8 protein-coding genes are annotated in these 12,146 nt (G+C 65.1%); 6 read left to right on the top strand and 2 right to left on the bottom strand.

Annotated features, from left to right (window positions below):
- The first annotated feature begins 111 nt into the window (after positions 1–111).
- The 4 genes from NCT05_RS14240 to rsmA all read left to right on the top strand — a co-directional run bounded on the left by NCT05_RS14240 (position 112) and on the right by rsmA (position 5,797).
- Positions 112–2,502: an LPS-assembly protein LptD gene (locus tag NCT05_RS14240; protein WP_244807614.1), complete on the top strand. Its 2,391-nt coding sequence runs from the start codon at positions 112–114 to the stop codon at positions 2,500–2,502.
- A gap of 132 nt (positions 2,503–2,634) precedes the next feature.
- The gene (locus NCT05_RS14235) at positions 2,635–3,978 is read left to right on the top strand and encodes a peptidylprolyl isomerase (protein WP_008342825.1); all 1,344 of its coding nucleotides are present in this window, start codon (positions 2,635–2,637) and stop codon (positions 3,976–3,978) included.
- 4 nt (positions 3,979–3,982) lie between these two features.
- Entirely contained in the window at positions 3,983–4,954 is a 972-nt protein-coding gene (gene pdxA, locus NCT05_RS14230; protein ID WP_250502604.1) for a 4-hydroxythreonine-4-phosphate dehydrogenase PdxA, read from the top strand.
- 27 nt (positions 4,955–4,981) lie between these two features.
- On the top strand, positions 4,982–5,797 hold the full coding sequence (gene rsmA / locus NCT05_RS14225; protein WP_008342822.1) for a 16S rRNA (adenine(1518)-N(6)/adenine(1519)-N(6))-dimethyltransferase RsmA: 816 nt from the start codon (positions 4,982–4,984) through the stop codon (positions 5,795–5,797).
- Here the strand turns inward: rsmA and NCT05_RS14220 are convergent.
- The gene (locus tag NCT05_RS14220) at positions 5,779–6,033 is read right to left on the bottom strand and encodes a hypothetical protein (RefSeq protein ID WP_008342820.1); all 255 of its coding nucleotides are present in this window, start codon (positions 6,031–6,033) and stop codon (positions 5,779–5,781) included. The genes rsmA and NCT05_RS14220 overlap by 19 nt on opposite strands.
- Positions 6,034–6,183: 150 nt before the next feature.
- On the opposite strand from NCT05_RS14220, the gene NCT05_RS14215 reads away from it, so the two are divergent.
- Together NCT05_RS14215 and NCT05_RS14210 are read left to right on the top strand one after the other, a co-directional pair.
- Entirely contained in the window at positions 6,184–7,440 is a 1,257-nt protein-coding gene (locus tag NCT05_RS14215) for a metallophosphoesterase family protein (protein WP_250502603.1), read from the top strand.
- A gap of 3 nt (positions 7,441–7,443) precedes the next feature.
- A complete protein-coding gene (locus NCT05_RS14210) occupies positions 7,444–10,893 on the top strand; it encodes an ATP-binding protein (RefSeq protein WP_250502602.1) in 3,450 nt (1,149 codons plus the stop codon).
- 4 nt (positions 10,894–10,897) lie between these two features.
- Here NCT05_RS14210 and NCT05_RS14205 read toward each other — a convergent pair whose 3' ends face one another.
- Positions 10,898–11,962: a helix-turn-helix transcriptional regulator gene (locus NCT05_RS14205; RefSeq protein WP_250502601.1), complete on the bottom strand. Its 1,065-nt coding sequence runs from the start codon at positions 11,960–11,962 to the stop codon at positions 10,898–10,900.
- Between the last annotated feature and the right edge of the window lie 184 nt (positions 11,963–12,146).

Raw genomic sequence — 12,146 nt, 5'->3', positions numbered from 1 at the left:
CGTCCCCGCTTAGCAACGGACCGTCAAGTTCGTGACTGCGGAAAGGCGCGGCCGCCTGCCCGGCGGCATCGGGCGCGTGGGACGCGAACGGGATCGAACCGCCACCCATACATGCCGCCACGACAGTTTCCCGTATCGAAAATCAAAGGCGACGACAAGCCACGCAGGCGGCGGCTCGTCGCTGCGCTTCTATCCGTTCCAGGCTTGATGCCCGCTCTTGCCCACGCGCAGCTCGTGGGCGACGCCGCCTATCCGCAGCCGCTCGACGGCCCGGGCAGCCTGCGCCTCGCGCCGGAGCTCCAGGAACGCCCGCTGCAAAACGGCCAGCAGCCCTCGACCTTCCTCCTCAGTGACAAGGCGACGGGCACGACCGACGAAGACATGGCGGCGAAGGGCTCGGCGGAGATCCGGCGCACGGTCACGGTCATCAAGGGCGACGCGCTCCACTACGACCAGGACACCGACATGGCCGATGCTTTCGGCAATGTCAGGCTGATCAACAACGGCGTGTCGTTCGTCGGTCCCGAAGCGCATCTGAAGGTGGAAGCGAATGAAGGGTTCATGACGAACCCGAAGTACCGTTTCAACCTCACGGGTGGCTCCGGCAGCGCCGCCCGCGCCGACATGATCGACAACGAGCGGGCGCGCATCGACCACGGCACGTATACGGCCTGCCAGTGCGAGTCCGATCCGGCGTGGTACATCAAGGGCACGTCGTTCGATTTCGACACCGGCGCTGAAGAGGGCATCGCGCACAATGGCGTGCTGTTCTTCCAGGGCGTGCCGGTTTTCGGCAGCCCGTGGCTGTCGTTTCCGCTGACCGGCGACCGTCGCAGCGGCCTTCTGCCGCCGACCTTCACGCTCAGTTCGACGACCGGCTTCGAACTGACGGTCCCGTACTATTTCAATATCGCGCCCAATCGCGATCTGACCGTCACGCCGCGCATCATGACGAAGCGCGGCGTGTTGGGCGAGGCGACGTATCGCTACCTGTCGCCCACGTACTCAGGCTCGCTCGACGTCAACTACCTGCCCGACGATCGCGTGACGCACTCGAACCGCTATGCGATCTTCTGGCAGCACCGTCAGAACTTCGGTAGCGGCTTCGGCGGTTATATCAATTACAACAAGGTTTCGGACGACCAATATCCGGAAGACCTGGGCAACGCGTCGAATCAGTTCCTGAACGGCACGCAACTGCTGTATCAGCAGGAAGCGGGGCTCACGTACAACAACGGCCCGTGGTCGGTGCTCGCGCGCGAACAGCGCTGGCAGACGCTGCAACCCTCGACGCCGCCGTACGCCCGCGAGCCGCAGGTCAACGTTCAGTACAACAAGTACAACGTCGGCGGCTTCGACTACGGCGCGGAACTGGACGCCACGCGCTTCACGATCACGACCGACGGCGCCACCGACGGCAACCGACTGTACTTCAATCCGTACCTGAGCTACGGCGTCAATGCGCCCGGTTATTTCGTCACGCCGAAAGTGCAATGGCACTTCGCGTCGTACGATCTGAGCCATATCGCGACGACGCAGGTCGCGGGTTCGTCGCCGCCGGTCGCGGGACAGCCGAAGAATTTCACCGAGTCGATCCCGACGCTCAGCTTCGACACGGGCCTCGTGTTCGACCGCTCGGTGCGGCTTTTCGGGCAGGACTACATCCAGACACTGGAGCCACGGCTCTACTACGTCTACACGCCGTATCACAATCAGGACTTTGCGCCGATCTTCGATACCGCCGAAGCCGACTTCGGTCTCGCTGAGATCTACACGCCGAACACGTTTGTCGGCAACGACCGGATCGCGGACGCAAATCGCCTGACGGCCGGCCTGACCACGCGCTTCATCAACCCGGCGACGGGCGACGAGCGTGCGCGTTTCGTCATCGCGCAGCAGTATTATTTCCAGAGCCAGCGCGTCACGATCTCGCCGGATCAGCCGCCGGGACAGGCAAAGCACTCCGACCTGATCGCCGGCGCGGCCATCAAGCTGGGTGCTGGTTTCGCTTCGGAAACTGCGTTCCAATATAATGTGGACAACAACCAGCTCGTGCGCTCGAGCATCGGTTTTGCGTTCAGTCCCGGCGCGCGCAAGGTGATCAACGTCGGCTATCGCTACACGCGTTCGAACCAGACAACGCTGGTGAACGAGCCGATCAACCAGATCCTGGTCTCGGGGGAATGGCCGCTCACGAACCGTCTCTATGCCGTCGGCCGCGTGAACTATGATCTCGCGAGCCATCGTCTCGTCGACGGGCTTCTGGGCTTCCAGTACGATGCCGACTGCTGGGCGTTCGGCTTCGGCATGCAGCGCTACGCCAACGGCGTGAACACGCTGGGCCAGCCGTCCTCGGGCACGCGCGTGCTCGCGCAGCTGACGTTCAAGGGCTTGTCGAACGTCGACAACGGGCTCGTCAGCGCGTTCCGCGCGAGCGTTCAGGGTTATCAGCCTCCGCCGGCGGCGGCGCCGCCGCTCTCCCGGTACAGCGATTACGAGTGAGGCCGGATCGGGCTCGGGGCGTCCACGGACGTGCAGCGAAGAGCGCGTCGGCGGCCGCGCAGGGCAGGACACACAAGCAGGACACGAACGGTGAAGTCCGTATTTGATGGAGTATCTGTGGCAAACGTGAATATGTTTCGATCGACGGCAATCGCAGCGGGCGTGCTGGTCGGCGCGCTGATCCTGAGTTCGCCGGCCGGTGCGCAGGCGTTGTCGAATCGCAATGTGCAGGTCGCGGATTCCGTCGTCGCGGTGGTGAACGACGGCGTCATTACGCAGCGCGAGCTGGAAGAGCGCACCGCCCTCATCGTCAAGCGTCTCCAGCAGCAAAACGCGCCGGTGCCGCCTGCGGATCAGATGCAGCGGCAAGTGCTCGATCAGATGGTGATCGAGCGCATTCAGCTCCAGAAGGCGAAGGAAGACGGCATTGTCATCGACGACGCCACCGTGAACCGCACGCTCGCGCGTCTCGCGCAGCAAAACCAGATGACGCTCGACGTCTACCGCTCGCGCATCGAGGCGCAGGGCGTGCCCTGGTCCACCTTCATGCGCGACGCGCGCACGGAGCTCACGCTCTCGAAGCTGCGCGAAAAGGAAGTGGATAGCAAGATCACCGTGTCCGACGGCGAAGTGGCGAACTACATCGCCAGCCAGCGCGGTCCGGGCGCGCGCAACGCGAGCGATCTGCGTTTGCAGCACATCATGTTCAAGCTGCCGTCGGACGCGCCGGAAAGCGAAGTCGCGAAGGTTCAGGCGCAGGCCGAAGCCGTGCTCAAGCAGGCGCAAGCCGGCGACGATTTCGCCAAGCTCGCAAAGCAGAATTCGCAGGACACGGACGCCGGCAAGGGCGGCGATCTCGGTTTTCGCGCGCCCGGCTCGCTGCCGGCGGGCATCGTGACTGCAGTGTCGACGCTGCGGCCGGGCCAGGTCGTGCCGACGCTGTTGCGGACCGACGGCGGCTTCGAAATCATCAAGCTGGTGGATCGCCGCGCGAGCCAGGGCACCGCCGGCGATGCGCCGAAACTCGTGCAGACGCACGTGCGCCACATCCTGCTGCGCGTGTCGGACGGCATGTCGGAACAGGCCGCGCGCCAGCGGCTGCTCGACATCAAGCAGCAGGTCGCGAACGGCGGCGATTTCGCCAACTTCGCGCGCACGTATTCGCAGGACGGTTCGGCGTCGCAAGGCGGCGATCTTGGCTGGATCAGCCCGGGCGAGACCGTGCCGGAATTCGAGCGCGCGATGAACAACCTGCAGGACGGCGCGGTCAGCGATCCGGTGCGCAGCGAGTACGGCTATCACCTGATTCAGGTGCTCGCTCGCCGGGATGCGGAAGGATCGGCGTCGCAGCAACTCGACATCGCGCGTCAGGCGATCGGCCAGCGCAAGGCCGAGCAGGCGTATTCCGACTGGCTGCGCGAACTGCGCGACACCGCGTACGTGCAGTACAAGGGCGTCGCTGCCCAAGCGCAGTAACAGCATGAATGCCGATGCCCGACCGCTCGCCATCGCCATTACGACCGGCGAGCCGGCCGGCGTCGGCCCGGAACTGACGGCGACGGCGCTAAGCGAGGCGCGCGAGCGCTGGCCATCGGCGCGCTTCACGGTGCTCGGCGATCGCGATCTGCTCACGTCCCGCGCGGGCGGCGCATGGCCCGACTCGGTCGACATCGAACATCACGCGCTCGCCGTTCCCGCCGAAGGGGGCAAACTGAATGCGGCGAACGGGCGCTACGTGCTCGGTCTGCTCGATGCCGCCATCGACGGCGCGGTCTCCGGCCGGTTCGACGCCATCGTCACCGCGCCGCTGCAAAAGAGCACCATCAACGATGCCGGCGTGCCCTTCACCGGCCACACCGAATACCTCGCCGAGCGCACGCATACGCCGCGCGTCGTGATGATGCTCGCGGGTTCCAGCGAACGTCCGTTGCGCGTCGCGCTCGCGACCACGCATCTGCCGCTGAAGGACGTGTCGGCGGCGCTCAGCATCGACGGTCTCGTCGAAACGCTCACCATCATCGATCACGATCTGCGCGCGCATTTCGGCTTGCCCGCGCCGCGCATTCTCGTCACCGGGCTCAATCCGCACGCGGGCGAAAACGGCTATCTGGGCCGCGAGGAAATCGACGTCATCACGCCTGCGCTCGAACGCGCCCGCGTGCTCGGCATCGATGCGCCCGGTCCGTATCCCGCCGATACGCTGTTCCAGCCGCGCTATCTGAGAGACGCCGATTGCGTGCTCGCGATGTTCCACGACCAGGGCTTGCCGGTGCTGAAGTACGCGACCTTCGGCGAAGGCATCAACGTGACGCTCGGCTTGCCGATCATCCGCACGTCGGTGGATCACGGCACCGCGCTCGATCTCGCCGGCACGGGCCGCGCCGATCCGGGCAGCATGATCGCCGCCATCGATGCCGCCGTTACGATGGCGCGCCACAAGCGCAGCGCCTGAACTCGCGCGCAATCAATTCGAATCAGTATGTCGACCAAACACCAAGGCCATTTCGCGCGCAAGCGCTTCGGGCAAAACTTTCTCGTCGATCAGGGCGTGATCGATTCCATCGTCGATGTGATCGCGCCGAAGCGCGGCGAGCGCATGGTCGAAATCGGGCCGGGCCTCGCGGCGCTCACCGAGCCTCTGATCGAGCGGCTTGCCACGCCCGAGTCGCCGCTGCACGCCGTCGAACTGGATCGCGATCTGATCGGCCGTCTGGAAAAGCGTTTCGGCGACAGGCTCGTCGTGCATTCCGCCGATGCGCTCGACTTCGATTTCGCTTCGCTCGCGCTCGAAAGTGAGAAGCCGACGCTGCGCATCGTCGGCAATCTGCCGTACAACATTTCGAGTCCGCTGCTGTTCCATTTGACGACGTTCGCGCACAAGGTCATCGACCAGCATTTCATGCTGCAGGACGAGGTGGTCGAACGCATGATCGCCGAACCTGCGAGCAAGGACTACGGGCGTCTTTCGGTGATGCTGCAATACCGCTACGTGATGGACAAGCTGATCGACGTGCCGCCCGAATCGTTCAATCCGCCGCCGAAGGTGAATTCCGCGATCGTGCGGATGATTCCGCTCGCGCCGCACGAGTTGCCCGAAGTCGACGAAACCGTGCTGAGCGACGTCGTCAAAGCCGCGTTCGCGCAGCGCCGCAAGGTATTGCGCAACAACCTGAGCGCGTACCGCGACGCGATCGATTTCGACGCGCTCGGCTTCGATCTCACGCGCCGCGCCGAGGAAGTGCCGGTCGCGGAATTCGTCGCGCTGGCACAAGCCGTTCAGCGCTCGAAGGGCTGAACGCGGCCCGCATCCGACAGCAGTTTCATCAGCCGTTCCAGCCGCACGCGCTGCTCGTGAAGCAGGCCACGCGTTGCGCTCACCTGCTGCACGCGAGTACGCCAATAGGTCTGGCCGAACAGCGAATTCGCGCTTTCCGCCGACAGCACGCGTTCCAGATGCCCGATTGCGGCATCGACGTTTCCCGGCGTGTAAGGGCTCGTGATCGTGGCGTCTCGTTCGAGTGTTGCGTTCATCGTCTGGTCCTTGTTTCGCGTTGAATCCGGACGAGTGATTCTGCGAGCGGGGCGGGACATATCGCGTCCCGAAGACGCATCGTCGATCGGGACACGATGTGTCTTGACCGGCTGCTATGATCGTCGGTCCCATTGAAAGGAGCGAGCGCCATGCGCTTCATACACGCGGCGGACATCCATCTCGACAGCCCGTTGCACGGCCTCTCCGCCTACGCGGACGCGCCCGCGGACATGCTGCGCAACGCCACGCGCGAGGCCTTCTCGAAGCTCGTGTCGGTGGCGGTCGACGAGCAAGTCGACTTCATGGTGATCGCCGGCGATCTCTACGACGGCACTTGGCGCGATCACAACACGGGCATCTTCTTTTGCCGTGAAATGGGGCGGCTGCGTCGCACGGGCATTCCGGTGTACGTGCTCTTCGGCAATCACGACGCCGAAAGCGAAATGACGAGCCAGCTTCAGTTGCCCGACAACGTCCACACGTTCTCGACGCGAAAGCCGCAGACCTTTCTCATCGAGGATCTGAAGGTCGCGCTTCACGGCCACAGCTTCAAGAAAAAAGCGGTCACGACGAATCTCGTCACCGCGTATCCGGCGCCGGTCGCGGGATATTTCAATATCGGCGTGCTGCATACCGCGCTCGAAGGCGGATCGATGCACGCGAGCTACGCGCCGTGCTCCGTCGCCGAACTGCACGCGAAGGAATATCACTACTGGGCGCTCGGCCATGTGCACGATTACGCGATCTGGCAGGACGCGTCGACCATCGTGTTTCCGGGCAATCTGCAAGGACGCAATATCCGCGAGACGGGACGGCGCGGCGCGGTCATCGTCAATGTTTCGGACGCGGAAGAGGTGAGCGTCGAGCGGCTTTTCATCGACGTGCTGCGTTGGGAAGCCGTGACAGTCGACGCATCGCAGGCGGGTACGCTCGATGAAGTCGCGCTCGCGGTCGGACGTGCGCTCGAAGCGCTCGTCGAATCGTCCGCGGCGCCCGTGCCGCACGCCGTGCGCGTGACGATCGCCGGCGCGACCGCGGCGCACGGCGAACTCTTCGGGCTGGAAGCGCAACTGCGCGCGGAAGTCCTCGCGCAGATCGCCGCGATCAGCCACGACCGGCTCTGGCTCGAAAAAGTGAGGATCGCGACCGAGCCGCTCGCGCACAGCGAGCCCGCCACCGGCCGCACCGATGCGCTCGCCGATCTTCACGGTCTTCTCATCGAAGCGGAATCCGACCCGGAGTTTCTGAGCATGTTGAAGGAAAGGCTGATCGCACTGGCGTCGCAGGCGCCGAGCGAGTTGCAGAAGTCCGTGCCGGAGCTCGAGCACGTGCGCAATGGCGAACTCGCTAAGCTCGTCGCCGAAGTGCGCTCGGGGCTGATCGCGCAATTATCGGACGCGGAGTAAGGCATGCGTATCGGCAAGCTCGAACTCATCCGCTACGGCAAGTTCACCGATCACACGGTGGAGTTTCCGGCGGCGGAACACGATTTTCACTTTGTCGTCGGTCCGAACGAGGCGGGCAAATCCACCATCAAGAACGCGATTTCCGAGTTGCTCTTCGGCATGCCGCATAGCTCGCCGCTTGCGTTCGTGCATCCGCAAAGCGATCTGCGGCTCGGGGCGTCGATCGAAACGGGCGGCGACGCGTTCGCGTTCCATCGTACGAAGAGCCGCAAGTCGTCGCTCTGCACGCCGAACGGCGATGCGCTGCCCGCCGACGCGCTGGCGACGTTTCTGGGCGCATCCGATAAAGGCTTCTTCGAGCAGATGTACTGCCTGAATCACGAGGCGCTGCGGCGCGGCGGCGAAGCCATTCTCGATGCATCGAGCGATGTCGGGCAGGTGCTGTTTCAATCGGCGGCGGGCATCGCGAGTCTCGGCGACGTGCGCCAACGTCTCGCTGACGAGGCCGATCGACTGTGGGCGAAGCGCAAGTCGGGCGATCGCGCGTATTACATCGGCCTGAAGCAATACGACGAAGCCACCGCCGAGCTGAAGACGGCGAGCGTGAGAACGGCGCAGTGGCGTCGCGCGCACGGCGCCGTGGAAGACGCGGAGGAGAAGCGTCGCGATGAAGACGCGCGCCGCACGGAGCTCGAAACGCAGCGCGCCAAGCTGGAGCGCGTGAGGCGCGTGGCGCCGTACTTGAACGTGTGGCGTGAGAAGGCCGCGGAATTGCGCGAACTGGGCGATGCCGTCGATCTGCCCGCGAACGCCGAGGCGACGCTGCAAAACGCGCTGAAGCGGCTCGCGGCGGCGCAAAGCGCGCTCGACGTCCACACAAGAGCCGCCGCGCAGCTGCAAGCCGATCTCGACGCGATCGTGATCGACGACGCGGTCCTCGCCGCGCAAGCGCGCATTCGTGCGCTCGACGCCACGCGACAGCGCTGCGCCGATCACGCGAACGAAATCGCGCGGCTCGAACAGGAAGTCGCGCTGCGGCTGCGCCAGATTGCGCAGGACGGCGCGCAGCTCGGCTGGCCGCTCGACGAAGCGGGCGTGCGCGGCGCGATGCCCGGCGCGCTCGCGCTTCAGGCCGTCACGAGCCTGATGCTCGAACGCGGCGAACTCGAACTCGCCGCGCGCAATGCGGAGCAAGCCGCCGACGCATGCGCCGCGCAGATCGTCACGCTGCAAACGAAGCTCGCGACGATCGCGAACGGCGATGTGTCGCCGGGTCTGCGCGCTGCATTGCGTGCCGCGCAGAAGTATCGCGATGCGAGCGCGACGCAGCAGCGCCTCGAAGATGCGAAGCGCGACGCGCAACAGTTGCTCGAAGCGGGCATGGCGTCGCTCGGGCGATGGTCGCGTCCGATCGGCGAACTCAGGTCGATGACGCTGCCGGCGGCGGAGCGCATCGCCGCATTGCGCGCGCGGCGGCAGGATCTGTCGTCGCGGCTGACGCTCGCGGCCGATCGCGCGAAGGAAGCGCAGGACGCGCTGCACGCCGTGCGATCGGAACTCGACAGTCTGGTCGAGACGCACGATGTCGTGACGGGCGATCAGGTTCGGGACGCGCGTACGTCGCGCGATGCAGCGTGGCGCGCGATCCGGTCCGGCGACGTCGCGCTCGATCGAGGCGCTTCTGGTTTCGAAACGGCGATGCACGCGGCGGATGGTCTCGCCGATCGTCAGTTGGGTTCCGTGAATCACGCGACGCAACTCGCGGCCTTGAAGCGGCGCGTCGCGAACGAAGAATCGACGCTCGCGCGACGCGAGCAAAGCGTGCGCGAAGCAGAATCGGCGCTGACATCGTTCGACGAATCGTGGCGCGCGCTCGCCGCGCAGTCGCAGATCGCGGACATGTCGCTCGACGATGCGCCGTCGTGGATCGCATCGCGTGACAAGGCGCTGGCCGCGTCGCAGACGCTCGATGCGCGCGCCGAAGAACTCGCGCGCGAAGCCGCCGATTCCCGCGCGCGCCGCGACGAACTCGCGCGGCATCTGGACGACGCGGACGCACGCGCCGATCTCGACGCGCTCTGCGATCTGGCCGAGGCGAAGATCGCGGCCATCGACGAAGCCGCGGTCACGCGCCGCAACGTATCCGCGCAACTCGACGAAGCGCAAGCCGAGCGCATCGCGCGGCAAGGCGCGGCGAAAGCGGCGCGCGAAGCGTTCGAACGCTGGCAATGCGAGTGGTCGGCGGCGATCGCGAAAGCGGGACTCGCGAACGCAGCGGATTCGCAGGCGGCGGCGGAAGCGGCCATCGACATGGTGAAGAAGATCGGCGCGCAACTGACGCACATCGAAACCGTACGCAACGGCCAGATCGACGCGATGCGCGCGGCGCTAACAGCGCTCGACGCCGAGGCATCGCACCTTGCGCGCGAACTCGACGAATCGCTCGCGGCGCTCGGCGCGAACGCGACTGCGACGGCGTTGTCGGCGCGTCTCGATCTCGCTTGCGCCGCGCATGGCGAGCGTGAGCGTTTGAAGAAGGAGCACGCGTCGGCGAGCGAGCACGTGCGTCGCGCTCACGCCGATGTCGAGGAAGCGAAGGCGACGCTGCGTCCGCTCTACGATCTGGCGGGTGTCGATACGCCGGACGTGCTTCAGGCACGCATCGCGCAATCGCAGAAGAAGCGCGAACTGGCCGCCGCCGTCGACGACGCGCGCGCCGCGCTCATCAAGGGCGGCGATGGCCTGACGCTCGACGAACTCATCGCGGAAGTGGAGGGCGCGGACATGTCGAACGTGCAGGCGGAGTTGTCGCGCATCGGCGCGGCGCTGTCGGAATCGGTGAGAATTGCGAGCGAAACGGCGACGGCACTCGACGCCGCGCGCCGCGAACTCAATGCCATTTCAGGCGAAGCGAGCGCCGCGCGCGCCGAAGCGAAGCGCCAGGAAGCGCTCGCCACGATGTCCGATGCCGCCGAGCGCTTCGTCAAGGTCGAAACGGCGTCGACGCTGCTCAAGTGGGCGATCGACCGTTATCGCGAGCGCCGTCAGGGACCGATGCTGTCGCGCGCAAGCACGATTTTTTCGGCGCTCACGCTCGACACGTTCTCGCGGCTCGTCGTCGATTACGATCGTCAGCCGATGGCGCTGTCCGCGATTCGCGCGAGCGGCGAGCATGTGGATATCGCCGGCATGAGCGAGGGCACGCGCGATCAGCTGTATCTCGCGCTGCGACTCGCGGCGCTGGAAGAGCATGGCGAGAAGGCGTCGGCGTTGCCGTTCGTCGCCGACGATCTCTTCATCAACTTCGACGATGGCCGCGCGCGCGCCGGCTTGCGCGTGCTCGCACAGATCGCGAAACGCACGCAGGTGATCTTTCTGAGCCACCACGATCATCTCGTCGATATCGTGCGCGAGGTGTTCGGGCCGCAGGTGAACGTGCGTTATATGGGCTGATGCGTCAGCTCGACCGATAGCGCTTCGCCAGCTTGGCGAAATCCTCGGCGAACTCGTCACGCAACGCTTGCGGCGCGAGAATCTCGACGCCCGCGCCGAGCGCGCGCAGCCACCAGCGCAGCTTGAGACTAGGCGTGACGGTGCCGGTGACTTTCATGCGGCCGTCGGGCAACGTGTCGATTTTCTGATCCTTCGACATCGGCGATTCGCGCAACTGATTGCCCGCGTTGCCTTCGAACGCAAGTTCGAGCAGCACCGGCGGCTCGGGCAGAAAGTCGAAGACCTGCTGCGTTTCGATGTATTTGCGCAGCTTGAAATCGTCCGGATACGTGAAAGATTCGCCCGACTCCGAAACCGAGCGAATCCGGTCCAGCCGATACAGCGCGCGCGTCCATTCCGTTTCGCCTTTCTCCGGACGCGGCGCGCGACTCGGATCTTGCGCGACCATATACATCACGCCCGCGGATTCGACCAGCGCGAGCGGCCACAGCTTTTTCGTGCGCGGTTCGTCGCTGCGTTCGCCCCGATATGCCGCGCGATACTGTACGAGCAGTTCGCGCTCGAAGAACGTAGCGGTCGCGACCGTCTGAAAGATTTCCGGACGCAGCTTCGGCCGAATCAGCGTGAAAGCGCCATCGACGGAATCGATCTTGTCGGCCCACGCGCGATAGATGCGGCTGTCCGCCGTTTCCTGCGACAGCCGCGATTCGGCGGCCTTGAACAGCGGATCGATGTCGCGCGTGACGGCATTCGGCAGCTTGTTGCCCGCAAAGCGCTGAAGGATGTGAAACGCCACCGCCTCCGATGCGCTCATCAAACCGCTCATGCCTTCCTGCAAGCCGTGCAGCCACGGCTTGCGCTGCCAGAGCAGCTCGCGGCCGTTGAGCATGGATACGACGCGCGCATCGGCTTCGAGCGCCGTCAGGTGACGCTGCACCTTCTTCGTATAGCCGACGCGATGACCGCGCTCTTCGAGACGTCTGCGGACTTCGGGCGTCGATAACCACGCGGTCGCGTCGCGCTCGGTAGGGAGCACGCGGAGGATGGCTTCGTCGAGGCTGGAGGTCATGATGCGCAGGCGAGGAAAGGTTGCTCCTGATTATAGAAACTATCGAGACAAATCGTGTCTTGATCGGACGGGGCGGCCATCAGGCCTTCGGATTTTTCGGGTGACGGTTTTCGACATAAGCGGAAAGAATAGCGGCGCCGGGGGATGAGGCCCCAGCATGTCGAGTAGCGAAAACAATGAGTAG

It is taken from the genome of Caballeronia sp. AZ7_KS35 (assembly GCF_023631045.1).
GTDB lineage: Bacteria > Pseudomonadota > Gammaproteobacteria > Burkholderiales > Burkholderiaceae > Caballeronia > Caballeronia zhejiangensis.
This window is presented reverse-complemented; position numbering and strand designations above follow the sequence as displayed.